The organism is Microbacterium sp. Cr-K20, from assembly GCF_000708325.1.
Lineage (GTDB): Bacteria > Actinomycetota > Actinomycetes > Actinomycetales > Microbacteriaceae > Microbacterium.
The window spans coordinates 48,245-68,396 of record NZ_JARE01000070.1 but is presented as its reverse complement, the minus strand read 5'-3'; the positions used below and the strand labels follow the sequence as shown (position 1 = coordinate 68,396).

General features: G+C 68.8%; 23 protein-coding genes. 11 read left to right on the top strand and 12 right to left on the bottom strand.

Annotation, left to right across the window (positions count from 1 at the left end; genetic code table 11):
* Nucleotides 1-32: 32 nt before the first annotated feature.
* The 3 genes from GZ67_RS20645 (at nt 33) to GZ67_RS0117205 (ending at nt 2,161) form a co-directional block, all read left to right on the top strand.
* Nucleotides 33-503: a hypothetical protein gene (locus tag GZ67_RS20645; RefSeq protein WP_136025841.1), complete on the top strand. Its 471-nt coding sequence runs from the start codon at nt 33-35 to the stop codon at nt 501-503.
* Nucleotides 504-1,130: 627 nt separating this feature from the next.
* A complete protein-coding gene (locus GZ67_RS0117210) occupies nt 1,131-1,478 on the top strand; it encodes a hypothetical protein (protein WP_029261924.1) in 348 nt (115 codons plus the stop codon).
* A 71-nt stretch (nt 1,479-1,549) separates the two neighbouring features.
* On the top strand, nt 1,550-2,161 hold the full coding sequence (locus GZ67_RS0117205) for a GNAT family N-acetyltransferase (protein WP_029261923.1): 612 nt from the start codon (nt 1,550-1,552) through the stop codon (nt 2,159-2,161).
* Between the two features lie 23 nt (nt 2,162-2,184).
* Here the strand turns inward: GZ67_RS0117205 and GZ67_RS0117200 are convergent, their stop codons facing one another.
* The 6 genes from GZ67_RS0117200 to GZ67_RS0117175 form a co-directional block, all read right to left on the bottom strand.
* Nucleotides 2,185-2,994, bottom strand: a complete 810-nt coding sequence (locus GZ67_RS0117200; RefSeq protein ID WP_029261922.1) for an ABC transporter ATP-binding protein — start codon at nt 2,992-2,994, stop codon at nt 2,185-2,187.
* Nucleotides 2,991-3,782: an ATP-binding cassette domain-containing protein gene (locus GZ67_RS0117195; protein WP_029261921.1), complete on the bottom strand. Its 792-nt coding sequence runs from the start codon at nt 3,780-3,782 to the stop codon at nt 2,991-2,993. The genes GZ67_RS0117200 and GZ67_RS0117195 overlap by 4 nt, the downstream gene beginning before the upstream one ends.
* The gene (locus GZ67_RS0117190; RefSeq protein ID WP_029261920.1) at nt 3,779-4,648 is read right to left on the bottom strand and encodes an ABC transporter permease; all 870 of its coding nucleotides are present in this window, start codon (nt 4,646-4,648) and stop codon (nt 3,779-3,781) included. Before GZ67_RS0117190 ends, GZ67_RS0117195 begins: the two co-directional genes overlap by 4 nt.
* Entirely contained in the window at nt 4,645-5,595 is a 951-nt protein-coding gene (locus GZ67_RS0117185; protein WP_029261919.1) for an ABC transporter permease, read from the bottom strand. The genes GZ67_RS0117190 and GZ67_RS0117185 overlap by 4 nt, the downstream gene beginning before the upstream one ends.
* A gap of 17 nt (nt 5,596-5,612) precedes the next feature.
* Complete coding sequence (locus GZ67_RS0117180) at nt 5,613-7,133, bottom strand: ABC transporter substrate-binding protein (RefSeq protein WP_029261918.1); 1,521 nt, start codon at nt 7,131-7,133, stop codon at nt 5,613-5,615.
* Between the two features lie 92 nt (nt 7,134-7,225).
* Entirely contained in the window at nt 7,226-8,152 is a 927-nt protein-coding gene (locus GZ67_RS0117175) for an alpha/beta fold hydrolase (protein ID WP_029261917.1), read from the bottom strand.
* 171 nt (nt 8,153-8,323) lie between these two features.
* On the opposite strand from GZ67_RS0117175, the gene GZ67_RS0117170 reads away from it, so the two are divergent.
* The 3 genes from GZ67_RS0117170 to GZ67_RS0117160 all read left to right on the top strand — a co-directional run bounded on the left by GZ67_RS0117170 (nt 8,324) and on the right by GZ67_RS0117160 (nt 10,055).
* Complete coding sequence (locus tag GZ67_RS0117170; RefSeq protein WP_029261916.1) at nt 8,324-8,800, top strand: carboxymuconolactone decarboxylase family protein; 477 nt, start codon at nt 8,324-8,326, stop codon at nt 8,798-8,800.
* Nucleotides 8,800-9,510 (top strand): tyrosine-protein phosphatase, encoded by a 711-nt coding sequence (locus GZ67_RS0117165; RefSeq protein WP_029261915.1) that lies wholly within the window; start codon nt 8,800-8,802, stop codon nt 9,508-9,510. The genes GZ67_RS0117170 and GZ67_RS0117165 overlap by 1 nt, the downstream gene beginning before the upstream one ends.
* A gap of 74 nt (nt 9,511-9,584) precedes the next feature.
* Nucleotides 9,585-10,055, top strand: a complete 471-nt coding sequence (locus tag GZ67_RS0117160) for an SIP domain-containing protein (protein ID WP_029261914.1) — start codon at nt 9,585-9,587, stop codon at nt 10,053-10,055.
* Nucleotides 10,056-10,071: 16 nt separating this feature from the next.
* Here GZ67_RS0117160 and GZ67_RS0117155 read toward each other — a convergent pair whose 3' ends face one another.
* From GZ67_RS0117155 to GZ67_RS0117140, 4 genes are all read right to left on the bottom strand, one after another.
* Nucleotides 10,072-10,515, bottom strand: a complete 444-nt coding sequence (locus tag GZ67_RS0117155) for a hypothetical protein (RefSeq protein ID WP_029261913.1) — start codon at nt 10,513-10,515, stop codon at nt 10,072-10,074.
* Complete coding sequence (locus GZ67_RS0117150) at nt 10,512-11,315, bottom strand: arginase family protein (RefSeq protein ID WP_029261912.1); 804 nt, start codon at nt 11,313-11,315, stop codon at nt 10,512-10,514. Before GZ67_RS0117150 ends, GZ67_RS0117155 begins: the two co-directional genes overlap by 4 nt.
* 65 nt (nt 11,316-11,380) lie before the next feature.
* Complete coding sequence (locus GZ67_RS0117145) at nt 11,381-12,124, bottom strand: PspA/IM30 family protein (RefSeq protein WP_029261911.1); 744 nt, start codon at nt 12,122-12,124, stop codon at nt 11,381-11,383.
* 58 nt (nt 12,125-12,182) lie between these two features.
* Entirely contained in the window at nt 12,183-14,222 is a 2,040-nt protein-coding gene (locus tag GZ67_RS0117140) for a TPM domain-containing protein (protein WP_029261910.1), read from the bottom strand.
* Between the two features lie 122 nt (nt 14,223-14,344).
* Between GZ67_RS0117140 and GZ67_RS0117135 the strand changes: the two genes are divergently transcribed.
* The 5 genes from GZ67_RS0117135 (at nt 14,345) to GZ67_RS0117115 (ending at nt 18,396) form a co-directional block, all read left to right on the top strand.
* Nucleotides 14,345-15,184, top strand: coding sequence for a DUF3097 domain-containing protein (locus tag GZ67_RS0117135; RefSeq protein ID WP_029261909.1), 840 nt, complete (start codon nt 14,345-14,347; stop codon nt 15,182-15,184).
* Nucleotides 15,185-15,237: 53 nt separating this feature from the next.
* Nucleotides 15,238-15,963, top strand: a complete 726-nt coding sequence (gene trmB / locus GZ67_RS0117130) for a tRNA (guanosine(46)-N7)-methyltransferase TrmB (protein WP_029261908.1) — start codon at nt 15,238-15,240, stop codon at nt 15,961-15,963.
* Entirely contained in the window at nt 15,960-16,850 is an 891-nt protein-coding gene (locus tag GZ67_RS0117125; protein WP_029261907.1) for a CPBP family intramembrane glutamic endopeptidase, read from the top strand. Before trmB ends, GZ67_RS0117125 begins: the two co-directional genes overlap by 4 nt.
* Nucleotides 16,851-16,862: 12 nt before the next feature.
* Nucleotides 16,863-17,255 (top strand): DUF1304 domain-containing protein, encoded by a 393-nt coding sequence (locus tag GZ67_RS0117120; protein ID WP_029261906.1) that lies wholly within the window; start codon nt 16,863-16,865, stop codon nt 17,253-17,255.
* A gap of 64 nt (nt 17,256-17,319) precedes the next feature.
* Nucleotides 17,320-18,396, top strand: coding sequence for a DNA polymerase IV (locus GZ67_RS0117115; RefSeq protein WP_029261905.1), 1,077 nt, complete (start codon nt 17,320-17,322; stop codon nt 18,394-18,396).
* Between the two features lie 161 nt (nt 18,397-18,557).
* On the opposite strand, the gene GZ67_RS0117110 is transcribed toward GZ67_RS0117115, so the two are convergent.
* Nucleotides 18,558-19,535 (bottom strand): zinc-binding dehydrogenase, encoded by a 978-nt coding sequence (locus GZ67_RS0117110; RefSeq protein ID WP_029261904.1) that lies wholly within the window; start codon nt 19,533-19,535, stop codon nt 18,558-18,560.
* Nucleotides 19,536-19,561: 26 nt separating this feature from the next.
* On the bottom strand, nt 19,562-20,029 hold the full coding sequence (locus tag GZ67_RS0117105; protein WP_029261903.1) for a MarR family winged helix-turn-helix transcriptional regulator: 468 nt from the start codon (nt 20,027-20,029) through the stop codon (nt 19,562-19,564).
* Between the last annotated feature and the right edge of the window lie 123 nt (nt 20,030-20,152).

Here is a 20,152-nt window from a genome sequence, read left to right as displayed (position 1 = left end):
GGTCCGGATCTACCACGGTGGAAGTATGGGAAGTGGATGTCGTGACCATGCCGCGTTCAAACCAAGCTATAGCTTCGCTTCTGGCGACGATGGTTGAGGGGAAGCAGAATGTCGACGCCGTTGTTATGGCGGACGAGTCCGGGGCGAGGCTTTGGCTAAGATCGCGCCTCGGTGACGACCGTGTCGCTTGCATCGCCCGAATTGCGAGCAATCTATATTCCTTGAGTCTTGACGACACCTACTTCCTGGACGAGATCGACGAGGATGCCTTGTTGGCTGATGACGAACATGAACTTCGACAGTCATTGGCCGATGAGGAGGAGCAACTGCGGCGCCGAGTCGCGATCGGATTGCAGTATGTCCGAGCGGGCGGACGCGGTGGACGTACTCGTTTTCTGCGGACGCCGTTTGTGGATGTCACAGTGAGAGGCGAACAGATGCGCCTGTATCGCGGATATGGGGCCGGACGCGGGATCGCGCCGCCCTGGCGGCCTAGCTCGTGAGGAATGGGCTGCGCGCTAGGTCGATACGCGAGCAGGCTCTCGCCGAGAGAGCGAGGAGACTCGGGCCGGCCACGTTCTTCTTCGGCCTCTTGCCGCTGCTCGCGCTGGTCGATATCGGCGCGACGATGCCGCCCTTCGCCATCAGCCTCCTGGCTGGCTCGGTGGTGATCTGCGCGTGGTGCTGGGTCCGGCTGCCGTTCACGGGGATTCGCATAGACGGAGATCGCATCGTCGCCACCTCTTGGTGGCGGACACGCACCTACGAGAAGGGTGAGATCGTTCGTTTTCGCGAGAAGTCGTATACGGGATACTTGTTCATCGCGGGCTGGAATGTTTCCGGGGGACAGCTGGAGAGTGGTCGCGTGGCTGCCGAACTGCGGAATGGCGACACTGTTCGGTTGCACGGAAGCGTCTGCAATCGGCGCACAGCGCGACGCACCTCGGAAGCACTGAATCGGTGGCTGGGGGCAGAGTCGGGAGCGGGAACCGGCCCGCGCCGATCAGCCAGAGCCCGTCGTGACGGCGCGGGGCCCGGAGGATCAAGATGAACCTCGGGCGGAACGGAGTTCGCTGGAACTTCCACGTGTGGCTGCAATGAGCGGGGTAACGGGTTCGACCGCAGATGCAGTGACGCGCATCCTCGCTGGTGGTGCCATCGGTTTTTCTCGCACTGCGGACTGGGGGCCGTTCTACCTGAAGTTCGTGACCGAGTCGCGGCCGCAAGACGTCTTGATCGAGGTGACGTTCAACCCGGAGTTCGTCGTGCTCGATCCACCGCATCCGACTGATGTCCTGGTCTGCTGGGGCGATCGAAACGAAGTGAGCGAGCGGATATCTGCGCTTCTGGCGGAGTTCGTCGTGGAACTGTGCCCCCTGCCGCAAGAGAAAGAGGCTGATTCGTACCTCTTCCGAACCGGTGCAGACGAAGTGCAAGTCATCGACCCCGAGTCGCCGTGGCGGTTCACAGATCATTAGCGTGATCGCGCCTGCGGCACCCAGAAGTCCAGATCTACCGCCGCGGAACGCGCTCCCAATAGGCTGAGCGCATGCAGTTCGAACCGGGGGATCGCCGCCGTGTCCTCCCGCGCCACCTCCGCCCCGAGGTCGCGCCCGAGGTCTTCTCGTACACGATCCGTGCAGCGCGTCCGGCTGACCTGCCTCACGTCCGCGAGATCTACAACCATTTCGTGAGCAACTCGGCTGTGACGCTCGACGAGCGGCGCAGCAGCATCCCGTACTGGCGTGACAAGTACGCGCTGCTCACTCGCCTGGAACTGCCGTTCCTCGTGGCGGTCTCGCCGGCCGGCGTGGTCATGGGATACGCGCTCGCGCAGCCCTGGGCCGGCAAGAACGCCTACAAGTACACCGTCGAGGACTCGATCTACCTCGGGCCGGGCGCGGGCGGGAAGGGACTCGGCGCGGCCCTGCTGCAGGCGCTCATCGACGCCTGCGAGCAGATCGGTCTGCGCGAGATGGTCGCGGTGATCAGCGACAGCGGCGCGGAGGCGTCGATCCGGCTGCACGAGAAGCTGGGGTTCGTCGAAGCCGGTCGCATGGGGCGGGTCGGCTACAAGTTCGGCCGCGACCTCGGCACGGTGTACATGCGGCGTGTGCTCAAGCCCACCGGACGCCGGCGGAGGCTCTTCGGTTCGCGCTGACGACCCGAAGAATCCGCGGCAGCTCAGTCGCTGGAGGGGCGAGGGGGAGCGCCCGGGATCACCGGGATCGCCGCGAGCAGCGTCTTCGTGTAGTCCTCCGTGGGGTGCAGCAGCACATCCTGAGCCGAACCCCGCTCGACGATGTGGCCGTCCTTCATCACGACGACCGCGTCGCACAGGTTCTGGACCACGCCGATGTCGTGCGACACCAGCAGCAGCGTGAGGTCGGTCGTGCGGCGGAGCTCGATCAGCAGGTCGAGGATCTGCGCGCGCACCGTCACGTCGAGGGCGGAGAGCGGCTCGTCGCCGACGAGGATTCGGGGGCGATGCACGATCGCCCGCGCGAGCGCGATCCGCTGTCGCTGGCCGCCCGAGAACTCGTGCGGATAGCGGTCGCCCATCTCGGGCTCGAGCCCGACCTGGGCGAGCACTTCGCGTACTCGCGCCCGGTGGTCTCCCTCGATGCCGAGCGCCCACAGCGGCTCTCGCACGATCTGACCGGCGGTCATGCGCGGGTCGAGCGAGGCATACGGATCCTGGAAGACCAGCCCGGTCTCGCGCCGCAGCCAGTGCAGCGACTTCGCGGATGCCGCAGCATCGACGGGGCGTCCGTCGATCGACACGGTCCCGGACGTGGGGCGGTCGAGACCGAGGATCAGTCGGACCAGCGTGGACTTTCCCGACCCCGACTCGCCGATGATCCCCAACGAAGACCCCTCGACGACATCGAGGTCGGTCGCCGCCAGCGCCGTCTGCGTGCGCGTTCGTTCGAATGCGGTTCGCTTCGGGACGACGAAGTCGCGGCGCAGTCCCCGTGTTTCGATCAGGCTCATGCGGCACCACCGTTCGGCCGCCAGAGAGTCGCGGTGGCGTCCCGCAGCAGGCCCTGGGTGACCGGCGAGGCAGGAGTCGACAGCAGCGTCGAGACGGGGGCCGCTTCGACGACGCGTCCGTGCTCGAGCACCACGCCCTCGGTCGCGACCTGCGCGAGCACGGCGAGGTCGTGCGTGATGAACACGAGCGACATCCCCTCGTCGGCGACGAGCGCGAGCAGCAGGGAGAGGATCTCTGCCTGGATCGTGACGTCGAGTGCCGTGGTCGGCTCGTCGGCGATGAGCAGCCGCGGACGGCAGGCGAGTGCCATGGCGATCGCGACGCGCTGCCGCTGCCCGCCCGAGAGCTGGTGCGGGTACCGGTCCACGATCGACTCGGGATCGGGGAGCCGTACGCGTGCCGCTTCCGCGATCGCGCGTTCCCGGGCTTCCCGACGACCGAGTCCCTCGTGGATGCGGATGGACTCCGCGATCTGCCGGCCCGCCGTCCGGATGGGGTTGAGTGCCGTGCGGGGCTCCTGGAACACGATGCCGATGTCGTCCCCGCGGAGCTTCGCGAGCTCCCGATCCGGCATCCCGATCAGCTCGATGCCGTTCCAGCGGATGCTGCCGCTGGCCGTCGCGCCGTCGGGGAGCAGCCCGAGGACCGCGAGGGCGGTGAGCGACTTTCCCGACCCCGATTCGCCGATCAGCCCGAGTCGCGCACCGTCGGGTACCTCGAACGAGATCCCGTCGACGACGCGGCGCCCGTCGATCTCGATCACCAGGTCCTGCACTACCAGGCTCATGCGACCACTCCCGGGGTGTGGACCTCGGCGGCGCGGTGCCGCAGGGTCGGATCGGTCGCTTCGCGGAGCCCGTCTCCGAGGAGGTTGAGTGCGAGCACGGTGATCGTGATCGCGAGCCCGGGCCAGATCACCGACAGCGGATGCACGCCGATGTAGCGCTGGAGATCGGCGAGCAGGAGGCCCCAGCTCGGCTCGACCACCGACGCGCCGAATCCGAGGTACGACAGGCCGGCCTCGGCGAGCACAGCGACGGCCATCGACCAGGAGAGCTGCACGATGAAGACCGGGGCGACGTTCGGAAGCAGGTGCCGCACGAGGCTCTGCGTCGGCGTGAGACCTGCGGCGCGGGCGGCGAGCACGAAGTCGCTCTGCTGCACCCGGCGCAGCTCAGGTCGGGTGACACGGGCGATGTTCACGCCGAAGCCGATCCCCACGGACCAGACCACGACCCAGAGCGACCCGCCCCAGACCGACGAGATCATCATGGCGATCAGCAGCACGGGGAAGGCGATCAGGATGTCGACGAGCACCGCGACGGCCTCACGCATCCACCGAGCCGTGAGGGCGCCGAGGGCGGCAAGGGCGATGCCGACGAGCGTGGCCACGATTCCCGCGCCGACGCTGACGAAGACGGTCGTGCGCGCGCCCGCCATCAGCAGGCTCAGGATGTCGCGGCCGGTGTCGTCGGTGCCGAGCAGGTGCGGCCAGCTCGGGGGCAGCCAGCGGTCGCCGATGTCCGACGCCTGCGGGTCGAACGGGGTCCAGAACAGCGCCACGATCGCGGTCAGGGCGATCACGACGACGACGATGATGCCGAAGCGCCCCGTCGGGGTGGCCCAGAGTCGGCCGAGCCAGCGCGGCGTCATGCGGCCTCCCGCTGTCGAGGATCGATGGCGCGGTGCAGCAGGTCGACGACGAAGCCCACGACCAGCACGAAGCCGGTGAGCACGAGGAGCTCGCTCTGCACCTTGATGAGGTCGCGGGTGCCGACGTCGGCGACCAGCATCCGTCCGATCCCGGGGAGGGTGAACAGCTGCTCGATGATGACGGATCCGACGATGATCCCGGCCACCTGGAGTCCGAGCACCGTGATGATCGAGAGCCCCACGGCCGGGATCCCGTGCTGGATGAGCGCGCGCGTGCGGGTCAGCCCTTTCGCTGCGGCTGTCCGGACGAAGTCCTGTCCGGCGGCCTGCAGGGTCGCGCTGCGCACGAAGCGCATGAGCATGGCTCCCTCGACCACGCCGATCGTCAGCGCGGGGAGGAGCAGCGACTCGATCGCACGCCCGGGCGTCGACCAGCCGGTGCGGGGGAACCCCTGCGGCGGGAGCCAGCCGAGCCAGACCGAGAACACGACGATGAGCATCATGCCGGCCCACACGACGGGCACGGCGGCCAGCGTCTGGGCGCCGACGCTGAGGGCGGTGCCGGTGCGGCGGCCGCGCAGGAGGGCGGCGAGGATCCCGAACGGCACCGCGATGAGCACGGCGATGAGCAGCGACATGATGCCGAGGGGCACGGTGACCTGGGCCTTGAGCAGCAGTTCCTCGCCCACCGAGGCGCCAGAGAGCAGCGAGGTGCCGAGGTCGCCCCGGAAGATGCCGCCGATCCAGTCGGTGTACTGCGCGAGCAGCGGCTGGTTCAGCCCGAGCGACTCCCGGAGCGCGTCGACCTCGGCGGGGGAGGCCTGCGTGCCGGCGATCAGCTGAGCGACATCTCCCGGGAAGACCCGGAGGGTGAGGAAGATGAGCACGCTCGACACGAGGAGCCCTGCGATGAGCAGGGCTCCTCGGACGAGTGCGTAGCGGATCACGAACGGGTGACCGCTCGCTACTTCTCAGCGGAGACGGTCACACCGGCGAGGTTGATCCGGGAGTTGATCGAGTCCTCGGGGAACCCAGTGACGATCGGAGCCACGGCCGTGATGGTCTCGCCGTTGTACAGCCAATCCGCGGCGTGGTCCTCCGACACGATGCGGGCGGCCTGCGCGAGCAGCTCGGCGGACTTGTCGGGGTCCACCTCGGCGAGGGCCTTCGAGTACAGGTCCTGCACCTCCGCGTTGTCGTAGCCGAAGTAGTAGTCGGGGTTGGCGAAGTTGCCGAAGTCGCGCGGCTCGACGTGCAGCACGAAGCTGAGGTCGTAGTCCTTGTTCGTGTACACGTCTTCGAGCCAGGTCGGGAACTCGACCGAGTTGACGTCGAGGGCGACGCCGACCTTCTTGAAGTCGGAGATCAGCACCTTGGGCACCGTCGTCCCGTAGAACGCGGGGATTGTGAGGGTGAGCTCCAGGTCTTCCTGGCCGGCTTCGGCGAGCAGGTCCTTGGCCTTCTCGGGGTCGTACGAGATCACGTCCGACAGGTCTTCGTAGCCCGGGTCGAGCTCGGGGATCGGGCCGAACAGCGTCGTGCCCGCGCCGACCGCCTCGATGAGGGCATCGTGGTCGATGGCCAGGCGGAGTGCCTCGCGCACGCGGACGTCGTCGAGCGGCGCCTTCTTGTTGTTGAACGCCAGCGTGGCCTTGTCGGTGGTGCGGCCCTTCGTCAGCGCGAACTCTCCGGAGTCCTCGAGCTGCGGCGCGAGGTTGGGATCGACGGCGGTGAGCACCTCGACGTCGCCGGCGAGTGCGGCGTTGACGCCCGCCGTGAAGTCCGGGATGTACTGGAACTCGACCTGCGCGACACCGGCCGGGTCTCCCCAGTACTCGTCGTTGCGGGCGAAGGTGATGGTGCTGCCCTTGTTCCAGCGGGTCAGTGTGAACGGTCCGGTGCCGTTCTCGGCCGACTTCAGGTCGGTGGTGTCGCCGGTCTTGAAGACCAGCCCCGCCGGACCCGTCAGGGCGAACAGGAAGTTCTGGTTCGGTTCGGTGAGCACGATCTGCACCGTGGTGGCATCCGTCGCCGTGATCGACGAGACCGCTGCGAAATCGGCGTTCCCCTGCACGGTGGCGTCCGTGCGCACGGTCTCGTACGAGGAGACGACATCGGCGGAGGTGAGCGCGGTGCCGTCGTGGAAGAGGATGCCTTCGCCGAGGGTGAAGGTGTAGGTCAGCCCGTCGTCGGAGACCTCGTAGTCCGTGGCGAGTCGCCCTTCGATCTCGTTGTCCTGCGTGCGCGTGACGAGGCCCTCGTAGATGTTGTCGATGAGGATCTGCTCGAGAGCTGCGCCGCTGGTGTGCCGGATGTCGAGGTTGGTCGGTTCGAGGACCAGTCCGACGTGCAGGGTCGCGTCGGGGTCGGGCTCGCCGGCGCTCTCGGAAGGGCTGGGCGCAGGGGAGCCGGCGCAGGCGCTGAGTATGACGGCGGTGGCCGCGAGCGCGGAGATCAGCGCGAGGCGTCGGGTGCGTCGGAACATGGGCGTTTCCTCTCGGTGCGGCAGTTGCTGTGTGCCGTTGTGTCGAGCCTAGAGTTGCGTGGCAGGGTGCGGGTCGGGTGTGGAACGGAAGGTCATATTCCGCGAACGGTGGATGCGGCGGCGATGAGGGCGGCCAGCTCGACCGGTGCGGTTTCCTGGACGTTGTGCGTCGCGTCCAGACTCACGACGCGGGCTGCGGGGACACGCCGCTGGAAGTCTGCGGCATCGGCCTCGCTGACGAACCCGCGGGCGGCGCGCACCAGGGTGATCGGGGCGCTCACCCCGGACAGGTCGTCCCACCCGGTCTCGTGCAGGACCGAGGGTGCGGTGGGCGAACCCGGATCGTGCGCGGCGAGGGCCTGTGCGGCGAGGTGTGCGAAGTGGTGCTTCCACTCCACCCGTCCATCGGGCCGCACGCGGGTGTTGAGGAAGACACCGCGCTCGGTCTCGGGGCGGCTGCCGCCGAAGCCGAGCGACATCGCCTTGTCGACGAGTTCGTCCCTGGAGGCGAAGTCCGTGGGGCCGGCGTAGAACTCGCGCAGCGCGGCCGGTCCGGCGGTGACGTCGATGCCGGGGGTGATGTCGACGATCACGAGCTCGGAGACCAGATCGGGTCGGGAAGCGGCGAGGGCGGCGCCGGTGAGTCCGCCGAGCGACTGTCCGACGACGACCTGCGGCTGTGAGGTCCAGGCGTCGAGGGCCTCTGCGACATCGCGTGCGAGGGTGCGCGGCGTGTAGTCGACGTCGTCCCGCCAGGAGGAGTCGCCGTGGCCGGCCAGGTCGATGGCGAGCAGCGGACGCTGGAGCGCGAGGGAGGTGGTGTCCCACGTGTGCGCGTTCAGGCCCGCGCCGTGCAGCAGTGTGACCTGCGGCTCCGCCCCACCGAACCGCAGAGCGCTCACCGAGCGTCCATCGGCGAGGGGGAGGGTGAGGCGCTCCACTTCCGGGAGCGGAACGCCGAGCGCTTCGGCCTGTGCGGGAAGATAGCTGAACTCGCTGATGTCGATCGCCACGTGGATATTCTGCTCCTCCGCGATGATGCAGGAGAAATGCTGGAGCAATGCGACAAGCGAAAACCCGGAATCGCTTGGCTTTATGTCGCGCATAGCGCCCTTTGGTGTGGCGTTGTGCATTCTTCGTCGTCGACGCGAGCCACGACCGCGAGGGCGAGCGCCGAATATCATGGAGTCATGAGTGAGACGCGTGTGCACCTGTCCAAGACCGAGCCGACCGCGTATCAGGCGCTCGATGCGTTCTCGAAGACCGTCGGGCAGATCTGCGCGGCGAACGGCATCGACGATCGCCTCAAGGAGATCGTCATGATCCACTGCTCGCAGCTCAACGGGTGCGCATACTGCGCCCGCATCCACGTCGACCGCGCCGTCGCCGCCGGCATCGACACCGACACGCTCACCCAGATCCCGACCTGGCGCGAGAGTGGCGTGTTCAGCGAGCGCGAGCGCGCGGCCCTCGAGCTCGCCGAGGCGTTCACCTTCATCTCCGAGGACGGAGTCTCCGACGAGGTGTACGACCTGGTCGGCAGCGTCTTCACAGAGAAGGAGTACGCGGCGCTCAGCTGGGCGTGCGTCTCCATCAACGCGTTCAACCGCGTCGTGATCGCCGGACGCTATCCGGTTCCCGCCCGGACTCCGCAGGCGCAGGCGTGATGATCCTCGACGTCGACGGGGTCACCAACGTCCGCGATGTCGGCGGCATCCCGACGTCTGGCGGCCGCATCCGGGCGGGCGTGCTGCTGCGGTCGGGTCAGCTTTCGGGCGCCACGACGAACGGAGCGGCCGTGCTCCGTGCGACGGTGCAGCACATCGTCGACCTCCGCGACGGCGAGGAGGTGGCGGCGGAGCCCACCGAGATCGAGGGACCGGACACCACGCACCTCCCGCTGTTCCTGGGCTCGGTCCGGTCGTTCTTCGAAGCCGACACGAGCCTCGACGATCTCTACCTGCATCTGCTGGAGGAGAGTGGGGAGCGCCTGGTCGAGGCCATCCGCATCATCGCAGCAGGGGCGCCCACCCTGGTGCACTGCACGGTCGGCAAGGACCGCACGGGGGTCACGGTGGCCCTCGCCCTCTCCGCCGTCGGCGCCGATCGTGAGGCCGTGATCGCCGACTACGCACTCACGGAGTCGCAGCTGCCGGCTGAGCGTTCGCGGCGCATCGCCGCGTATCTCCGCGCCGAGCACCCCGAGGCGGTGCATGCGGTGGCCCTCGCGACGCAGTCGCCCGCTTCGGTGATGCGGAGTCTGCTGGAGCAGGTCGATGAGCGCTGGGGTTCCGCCGCGGGTTACCTGCGGGCCAACGGGATGACCGAGGCGGAGCTCTCCGCGCTGACCGCCGCCCTCGTCGAGCCGACCGAGTAGTGCGCATCGGGACCGCGCCCGGCCCGAGGAAGCAAGGTAAGGCAAGCCTTCACTTGGTGTACCATGAGAGCATCATGAACACCTCGTTCGAGACTCGCAGCACGCGCGCAGCACGCCGCGCGGCACGTCAGCGCGCGCACCACCTGGTGACGGCGGACGAACAGTCCCTCACCGAGCTCGAGGTCTTCCTGACGACGCTGCCGCTGTGCGCCTCCGGCCGCATCTTCATCGAGGTGCCCACGGTCGCCGATATCGGCGTGATCGAGGCTCCGGGACGGATGACCGTCACGTGGCTCGCGCGCGAGCAGCGTTCCGGTGCTCCCGGCAGTGGCCGCGCCTGCGCCCCCGGTCAGGCCCTGGCACGCGCGACCTGCGCGTGGGCCGACGAGATGATGTGCGACGACGAGATCGAGACGCGCGTCACGCTGCTCGGTGGCTACCTGGGCACCGCCGACATCGTCGAGCACCTGACGAGCGCGCTGCAGGTCTCGCCCGCACTCATCCGCACCCCCGAGCGCTTCGGCCTGCTGCCCGCCGACCGCTGACCACGCGAGCGCGGCGTCAGCGCGACCGGCGCACGTAGTTGCCGTCTTCCAGCCCCGCCTCGATCTCGAAGCGGTTGCGCAGCGGATCCCGGCCGGCGAACAGATAGAGCACCGGCATCAGGAAGCCGTAGCGGAGCCACTGCTCCTTGTGCACGGCCTCGTGACGCAGGACGGCATCGCTCGGGCGGGCGTCACCGGTGAGGAAGCACCCGCCGACGCACACGCCCCCACGGTTGAAGGTCCAGCTCGGCATGCCCCGGAAGATCCACAGCCCGGCCCGCCTCTCGACGGGGCCGGTGCTCCACAGCGAACCCCAGAGCCACCCGACAGCCGTGCCCCAGGCATAGCCGAGGCGACTGATCGGCGAACGCAGCAGGAACGCGGGGATCCGACGGTCGAGGCGACGCCCGCGGGCCAGCGCCTCGTCGGCGGCAGGACGCCAGTCCGCAGCCGGGTTCACGCCACGGCTCCGACCAACCGGAGCAGTGCTCCGAGGTCGTCGACCGCATCGGCCGGCGTTCGCGGGGCGAATCCGGCGATCGTCGCGCCGGCCAGTGGGATCTCGGTGCGCAGCGCGCGGATGGCAGTGCTCAGCGCTGCGGGGGAGAGCCCGAACGGCACGGAGGAGGAGACACCGGCGAAGTCGGAGGGGTCGAGCACATCCACGTCGATGTGGACCCAGACCCGTGATGCCCCGGTCGCTCTGACCGCGTCGAGCAGCGCATCGGGTCGTTCGAGGTCGTCGACCGAGAGGTTCGTCAGACCCTCGAGGGGGGCGACCTCGGCGTCGTCGAGATTGCGCACGCCCACGGTTACCACCCGGTCGGCGCGGATCGCGGGGGAGAGGACGAGCTGCTCCTCGCCCTCGCCGAGCAGGGCGCGCAACGCCATTCCGGAGAAGGCTCCGGAGGGAGAGGTATCGGGCGTGTGGAGGTCGGCGTGGGCGTCGCACCACACGACGGCGAGATCGTCGGTGCCGCCCGGGAGCGCATCGATCGCGGCGACGGTGATGCTGCAGTCGCCGCCGATCACGACCGTATCCGAGTCGATGTGCCCGTGGGTGAGCTCGCGTGTGCGCAGCAGCGCGCTCAGGCGGCGCACCCCGGTGCCGAGGGATTCACCCGCCTCGACCGGCACCTCCAGCACGGTCGTGGCTGCCCGAGGAAGGTCTCCGGCGATGGCTGCGGCACCGTCGACGAGGAGCATCGCGCGCGGTGCGGGGGAACCCTGCCACTGCGGGATGACGAGGAATCGCACCATGGGTGCCTCCGAGAAGAAGAGCGCGGATGTCCCGGGCGCACGGCCCGGGACACCCGGTGGTGGTGTCAGTTGCCTTCGATGGCCTGGCGGGGAGCGCTGCCGCCGGCCTTGAGCTCGGCGAGACGCGCCTCGACCTCGGTCAGCTCGCCGAGGTCTTCCAGGCTCTCGAACTGCGCGTCGAGGCTGGACGCCGCGAGCTCGATCTTGCCCTGAGCGATGGCCTCCTGGCGACGGACCTTGTCTTCGAACCGGCCCAGCTCGCTGGTGGGGTCGAGCACGTTGATCGAGCCGACAGCGTCCTGCACCTTGGTCTGCGCCTCGGCGACCTTGGCGCGCGCGAGAAGCTCGCTGCGCTTGTTCTTGAGCTCGACGAGCTTGTCCTTCATGCCGTTGAGGCCGCTCTTGAGCTTGTCGACGATCTCGGTCTGTGCCGCGATCTGCGGCTCGGCACCGGTCGCCTCGCGCTCGGCGCTGATCTGGCGCTGCAGCGCGATCTTGGCGAGGTTGTCGAACTTGTCGGCATCGGTGGCGTCGCCGCTCTTGCGCATCTCGTCAGCCTTGCGGCTGGCGGCGAGGGCCTTGTTGCCCCACTCGGTCGCGGCCTGGACATCTTCCTCGTGGTCACGCTCGAGGAGTCGCAGGTTGCCGATGGTCTCGGCGATCGCGGACTCGGCGTCGGCGATGCTGTTCGTGTAGTCGCGAACGAGCTGGTCGATCATCTTCTGCGGGTCTTCCGCGGAGTCCAGGAGGGAGTTGATGTTCGCGCGGACGAGGGTCGAGATACGTCCGAAGATGGACTGCTTGGTCATGCGTGGTTCCTTTCAGAGGGCGTCTTCGAGAGCTTGGCGTAAATGTCTGTGTGGCGGATCAGAAGCGTCTACCTCCGGACCGACCGCTGCGGCCTCCACCGCCGCGGGATCCCCCGCCGCCGAAACCGGAGCTACGGAAACCACCGCCCCCGGAGGAGCGCCAGCCGCTGCTGCTGCGGCGGGACGACCCGCCGCCACCACCGGCGAGGAGTCCGCCGATGATGCCGCCGAGGATGTCGCCGCCGATTCCGGAACCGCCGGACGAGGAATTGGATCCGCCGAACGGGCTGCCCCCGCCGCTGTCGTACCCGGGCGGGTTGTACGCCTGGACGTCGGACTGGGCGGCGGCAGTGGCCTGGCCGGCGAGGGCGAGTGCGCGGTTGGCCTCGGCCAGAGACGCCTCGGGGTCGGTGGCGCGCAGGTTCAACGCCTGGGTGAGACTGGCCTCGGCGTTGGCGAGCCGGGTTCGTGCGGTCGAGCCGACCGTGCCGCGTCGGGTCTCGATGAACTCGCGCGCTGCACGGATCTCGGAATTCGCCTGCGCGAGGGTCTGCTCGAGCATCTGCTGCACGCGGCGCGAGCGCTCGACGCCTTCTCGGCCCTGGGCGATGGCCGCATCGATCTCGGCGTTCGCGGCACTCAGCGCCTCGAGCACCCGCTGCGGATTGCGCTTCGTGCTGGCGAGGTCGGCCTGCGCCAGTTGGAGCTGCTGTGCGGTCGCGGAAGAGGCCGCCGCGATCGCACCGGTCGTATCCGGCAGCTGCTGTGCCGCGGCGAGGTCGGCCTGTAGTTCCGTGACCAGCGCCTGCGACTGTGTCTCGATGGCGGCCAGCTCGGCGCCCAAGGTCGAGACCGCCTGGGCGAGCTGTGCGGCCTGTGCGACCGACTGCTCGGCGGTGCGGATCGCGAAGGCGGCTTCGCCGGATCGGCCGGCCGCGATCGCCTGGGCGGCCGCCTCGATCGAGCGGTCGGCCAGGTCGGCGCGCTCCTGTGCCTGCGCGGGGTTGTCCGCGACCGTGCTCAGGGCTGCCGGGTCATACGTCGCCGACAGCGCGGACAGAGCCGGGGAGGCGGAGGCGAGGACCGGGTTCAGCGCCGCGCGTTCGCCTCGGACCCTCTCGAGTTCCTGCGGCGCATTCTGCTCGAGCTTGCGAAGGGCGTCGAAGGCCTCGGTGTTGTCGTCGAGCACATCGTCGATCTCTTCGGCGATCCGGATGATGCGGATGTGCCAGGCCCGGCGGTCGTGGATCGTGTCCTCGATCTCGTCGTCGAGCTTCTGCTTGAGGTCGAAGGCCTCAGCGATCTTGGCCTTCGCCGCGTCGACGACGCGGGTGAACTCCTCGGTGGCGCCCTCACCGAACTGTGCGACCGCGAAGCCGAGCTCCTCCTTGCTGGAGGTGATGGCGTCATCGGCCTGCACGAGTGCGAGCCCGGCCTGCGTCTCGACCTGCTCGTCGGTGAGGGTGGAGAACGGATCAGCGGGGTCGGGTGTCTCCGGCATCGCGCCGCGTCGGCGGATCTCGGCCTTGCGCCGCGCGCGTCGGACGAGCGCGACGATGAGCCAGATGAGCAGAGCGGCGACGATGATCGCGACGACGATGAGGGTGACGCGGAGCGCTCCGGCACCTCCGTCTCCCTGGATCTCATCGGCGGCGAGAGTGATCGCCCCGACCCAGTCGCCGTCGGCGGCGAGCGGGACCATCTTGTCTTCGATGGCGTCGAGCTGGTCGAAGCTCACCGGCCCGTCGGGCGCCGCCGAGATGTAGTAGCTGCGGCCGTCCACCGCGATCGCGAGGAGATACTGCTCGCTGCCGAGGTTGTTGCTGTCGGCGACGGTGTCGGCCCACTGCACGTTGTCGCTCGGGTTGGTGAAGTCGTCCACCAGCACGACGAACAGATCGGCGTTCGAGTTGGCGGTCAGCTCCTCGAGCCGGGCCTCGACAGTGGCTTCTTCATCGGCGCTGAGCACGTCGGCCTGGTCGGTGACGTATCCGGAATCGAGGGGGAGCGGATCGGTGGCGGATGCGGCGGACGCGGTGAACGCTCCTGCCACGGCGGCCAGCGCGAGTGCGGCCAGCGTGAGCCACCGTTTCGTCATCGTGTTCCCTCCGACCGGCAGCCGAGCCCCATGCCATGAGTCTATGCACAGAGCCCGACACGCGACAGCACCAGCGGCGGGTTCGCCGTTCGCCCTCAGCGGAGGCACATACGCTGGAAGGCATGGACGACATGTACGGTTCGGATGTGCTGGCGACAGGCTGGCGCGACCGCGGCGCGAAGAAGGTGCCGCAGGTCGCGGCGGAGGCGGATCTGGTCGTCGAGGTCGCCGACGACGGCTTCTGCGGCGCGGTCACTCGCGTTCAGGGCGGCAACGTCGAGCTGGAGGATCGCGTCGGCCGTCGACGCCTGTTCCCCCTCGGTGGCGGGTTCCTCATCGACGGTGCACCGGTGCGGCTCGTCGTGCCGGCGGCGAAGGAACAGGGTCCGCGGCGCACCGCATCCGGATCGTTCGTCGTCGCGGATCAGCGCGCACGCGTCGCGCTGCCCAGTCGCATCCTCGTCGAGGGCAGGCACGATGCCGAGCTGGTGGAGAAGGTCTGGGGCGCCGATCTGCGTGTCGAGGGCGTGGTCGTCGAGTTCCTGCAGGGCGTCGATCTGCTCGACGATCTGCTGACCGCCGAGCCGCCCAGCGCCACCCGCCGATACGGCGTGCTCGTCGACCACCTCGTGCCCGGTTCCAAGGAGACCAGGATCGCGCAGGCCATCGCGCGCGGCCCGCACGGCCGGCACCTCCGCATCGTGGGGCACCCCTTCATCGACGTCTGGCAGTGCGTCACCCCGCGCGCCCTGGGCATCGCGAAGTGGCCGGAGATCCCGCGCGGGATCGAGTGGAAGGTCGGGATCTGCCGGGCCTTCGGGTGGCCCCATGAGACACAGGCCGACATTGCCCGCGCGTGGCAGCACATCCTCTCGAAGGTGACCACCTATCGGGACCTGGAGCCTGCGCTGCTCGGCCGTGTGGAGGAGCTCATCGACTTCGTCACGGCCCCGGCGGGCTGACGCCTCCCCGACGGACGCAGGGAGCGCGGGGCGCCGACGACTACCCTGGAATCATGCCCGAACCCCGTACCTTCCGAGACGAGCCGGTGTCGTTCGTACGCCGCAGCGGCCGGATGTCCGAGGCGCAGGAGCGCGCCTTCACCGAGCTCGGCCCGCACTACCTGCTCGACGTCCCGCGCGACGTCGCCTGGACCTCGGTGCATCCGGAGGCCCGCCTCGATCCGGCGACGGAGTACGGCCGTGCCGCCGACCTCTACGTGGAAATCGGCTCCGGTCAGGGGCACGCGATCGTCGCGGCGGCCTCCTCCCGTCCCGATGACGACTTCCTCGCCGTCGAGGTCTTCCGTGCCGGCCTCGCCCGGACGATGCTCGATGCCGACAGGGAGGGTGCCCGAAACGTCCGCGTCGTCGAGGCGAACGCACCCGAGGTTCTCTCGTCGTACCTTCCCGAGGCTGCGGCACGCGAGGTGTGGATCTTCTTCCCCGACCCGTGGCACAAGAAGAAGCACACCAAGCGGCGTCTGGTGCGGCCGGGATTCGGCGACACCGCGGCGAGGGCGCTGAAAGACGGCGGCCTGCTGCGTCTCGCGACCGACTGGGAGGACTACGCCCTGCAGATGCGCGAGGTGCTCGACGCTGAACCGCTGTTCGAGCGCGCGTTCGACGGGGAGTGGGCCGAGCGCTTCGACGGCCGGGTGATGACCGCGTTCGAGCGCAAGGGCATCGCGAAGGGGCGCGACATCCGCGATCTGGTCTACCGGCGCCGGGCGCGCCCGTGACCGAGGTCCGGCGGGAGACGACGCTGCGCCTCGCCTTCGTGCCGGCGTTACTCGTCTGTGCCGCTGCTCCGGCGTTCTTCGTGCTGGAGATCCCGTGGCTGGGCTGGGCGCTGCTCGCCCTGGGGATCCTGGTCGCCTGGCTGCTCGAACGCGGCCGGCCGGCTGAGGACCAGGTCGTGAGCATGGGTGCACGGCGGGAGACCGCGAAGGTGATCGGCGTGCATCGGCCGCCCTCGCTCACCAGGGACCTCTCCCTGATCGCCGTCGGCCTGCTGATCGTCAGCGTCATCCCGCTCGCCGCCGAACTCGACAACCTGGCGATGCTGCGTTTCACGCTCGCGCTGGGCGGTGCGGTCGCGGTGCCCTACGTCATCTCCCGGTTCGTCTACCGCGACCGCGCCATCAGCTTCCCGTGGCGCACGCACCGTCGATGGGGTCGTCTGCAGTGGGGATGGCTGGTGGCGGTGCTGATCCTGGGGTGGTTGATCCTGCCCTTCTACTTCATCACCAGCGGCGTCTACCAGAACTGGCCGGTCGTCGACACGCCCGAGCTCATCGCCCGGCTCTTCGTCGGAGTCGGCGCCGTGGGCATCTGGGACGAGCTGTTCTTCATCTGCACGGTGTTCGCGCTGCTGCGGCGTCACTTCCCGAACCTGGTCGCGAACCTGCTGCAGGCGATCGTGTTCGTCTCGTTCCTCTGGGAGCTGGGCTACCGCGAATGGGGTCCGCTGCTGACGATCCCGTTCGCGCTGCTGCAGGGCTACATCTTCCTGCGCACCCACTCGCTCGCCTACGTCGTCACCGTGCACCTGCTGTTCGACGCCGTGGTGTTCGCGGTGCTCGTGCATGCGCACAACCCCGGGCTGCTGCCGATCTTCCTGGTCTGACAGAATCAGCACATGCTCATCGTCGGTCTCGTCCTCGCCGCAGCCGCCGCTGCGTTCCACGTCTTCATCTTCGCGCTCGAGTCGCTGCGGTGGACCGAGCCGGAGACGAGGAAGATCTTCGGCGTCGCCAGCGAGGCGGATGCCGTCACGATGAAGCAGCTGGCCTTCAACCAGGGCTTCTACAACCTCTTCCTCGCACTCACGACCCTGCTCGGTATCGGCCTCGTGATCGTCGGTTCGGCCACCGTCGGACTGACCCTGGTTTTCGCCGGCACTGCGATGATGCTCGCCGCCGCATTGGTGCTCATCCTCTCGGACCGCGCGAAGGCGCGTGCCGCACTGATGCAGGGGACGCTTCCCCTGCTCGCCCTGGTCGTCACCGCGATCGGCGTCGCGATCGGCTGATCGCCGACCGACCGGGAGCCCGGAGCGGGGTGACACGCGCGCTTCCAGCCGCCACACTCGTTGCATGGCCGACTGGGTGCTGCACGTGGACATGGATCAGTTCATCGCCGCGGTCGAGGTGCTGCGCAGACCGGAGCTCGCCGGGCTCCCGGTGATCGTGGGCGGACGTGGTGACCCCACGGAGCGCGCTGTCGTGTCGACCGCATCCTACGAAGCGCGCGCGCACGGCATCGGTTCGGGGATGCCGCTCAAGATCGCGGCACGCAAAGCCCCGGAGAACGCCGTCTTCCTGCCTGTGGATCAGGAAGCTTATGCGGTCGCCTCCGGCGAGGTGATGGCCGCGCTCCGATCGCTGCCCGACGTGGTGCTCGAGGTCATCGGATGGGATGAGTGCTTCCTCGGTGTGACGACGGAGGACCCGGAGCGGATCGCCTCCGCTGCACAGGCGGCTGTGCGGGCCGCGACTGAGCTGCACTGCTCCGTCGGCATCGGGGACAACAAGGTGCGTGCCAAGATCGCGACCGAGTTCGGAAAGCCGCGGGGGATCTTCCGGCTGACGGCCGAGAACTGGTTCGAGGTGATGGGCGACAAGCCCACCCGCAACCTGTGGGGCGTCGGCTCCAAGGTGCAGAAGCGACTGGCGGCGCACGGGATCACGACCGTCCGTGAACTCGCCGACGCCGATGAGGAGATGCTGGTCGCGGAGTTCGGTCCGCGGATGGGGGTCTGGTATCACGGGCTCGGCTCGGGCCAGGGGCCGAGTGTCGTCGACGACACGCCGTGGGTGGCGCGCAGCCACAGTCGTGAGACGACCTACCAGCAGAACCTCACGACGACCGCGCAGGTCACCGCCGCTGTCCGGGAACTCGCCGTTCAGACCTTCGACGACTGCGCCGCCGAAGGAAGACCCGTCGTCCGCGTGCATCTCAAGGTGCGGTACGCGCCGTTCGAGACGAAGACGCTCGGGCGCAAGCTCTCTGCACCGACGACCGATCCGGAGGAGTTCTTGGCGGCCGCCCTCGCGCTTGCCAAGACCCTCGACACTGAGCGGGAGGTGCGTCTCCTGGGCGTGCGCGCGGAGATGACGATGCCCGACGAGGGCGACACCGCGGAGCGGACGCCGGTCCGAGGGAGGATCTGAGCCGGCAGTCGGGACGTGGCACCCGCGGCCCCGGCCGCACGACGGCGACGTGGCTGAATGCGGGACTGACGACGAGCCCTTCGGGGTTGGCGAGTGTGATCTCCATGCCCACACTCTGCACCGGGGCTCCGACGTGCGGAACCCCGATGTCGAGATGCGGATCAGAAGCGCAGCAGCACCTTTCCGATGCGCCCGGCGGTGTTGCTCGCCTGCACGGCCGCGCCGATGTCGGCGGCGTCGAAGATGCCTGCGACCGGAAGGGTCAGGGTGCCGTCGGTGACCCGCTGGACCAGTTCGCCGAACAGCTCGCCGCGTGTGCCGGGGTCGAGGCTGGGCATGACCTTGCTGCCCCAGAAGCCCTTCACCGTCGCCTGCTTGAAGATGACGTCGGACGAGGCGATCTCCATCGTGGGGGAGTCCATGGCTCCGAATGCCACGAGCGTGCCGCCCTCGGCAAGGAGCGACAGCACGTCGCCCGCCGAAGACCCGCCGACGGAGTCGACGCCCGCGACGATCGGTGCGCCGCCGGTGATGTGCGCGACCTGATCCCGCCAGTCGTCCTGGTCCGTGGCGATGACACCTTCGATGCCCTGGGTCCGGAGCTCCTCGATGCCGGCGGTGCGACGGACGAGTCCGAGGACGTTGACGCCGCGGGCGGCGCCGAGCTGGGCGAGCATGCGGCCCACCGCGCCGTTGGCCGCATTCTGCACGATCCACTCGCCCGGCTGCACGTCGAGGAATCGCAGCAGGGTGATCGTGCTGAACGGCATGGAGACCAGCTGCGCTGCGTCCTCGTCCGAGAGGGCGTCGGGCACGGGGATCAGACCTGCGGCGTTCGCGAGGAAGTACTCCGACCATGCGCCGAACGTGCCGCCCGTCGCGACGCGCTGGCCGACGGCGAGGTGATCGACGCCCGCACCGAGAGCGTCGACGATGCCGACCGCCTCGGTGCCCGAAGCCGCGGGGAGGTCGGGCTTGAAGCCGTACGTGCCGCGGACGGTCCACAGATCGTGGTTGTGGATGGGGGAGAGGACCGTCCGAAGACGAACCTGGCCGGCGCCGGGCTCGGGCAGGGGGCGGTCTTCGATTCGGAGGACCTGCTCGGGATCGCCGAACGTCGGGTGGATGAGTGCGCGCATGGGACTTCCTTTTCGGGTGGAGGGGTTCAGTGAGTGGCGTCCGCCGGGGCGGGCGCGGAGAGACTCACGGTGAGGAGCTGGAGCCGCTCGGTGATGTCGTGCAGTTCGGCGATGAGCTCGCGCCGACGATCGTCGTCGCTCAGCCCGGCGGCTTCGGCGACCGCGGTGTGGATCGGGGCGACCTCGGTGCGAAGTGCCTGTCCACGCTCGGTGAGCTGTACGGTCACGACCCGTTCGTCGGCGCCGCCTCGGACTCGGGTGACGAGTCCCGCCTGTTCCAGACGACGCACGAGGGGCGAGAGCGTGCCGGAGTCGAGTCGCATCACCGCACCGAGCGAGCCGATGGTCTGCTCTCCTTCGAGCCACAGTGCGGCCAGCACGAGATACTGCGGATAGGTGAGCCCCCAGGGCGCCAGAAGTGTGCGGTACGCCTGCGTGGTCGCGCGTGATGCGGAATACAGCGAGAAGCACACCATCTCGTCGGTCATGGCCATGCCATGAGTATTGCACGCAAGTAAATTGTGCACAACTTAAAGCGGGTGGCCCGCTTGGCGAAGGGCCACCCCTGCAGGGTGAGATGCGGTTCATGGTGAGTCCCGACCGCAGTACGCTCGGCC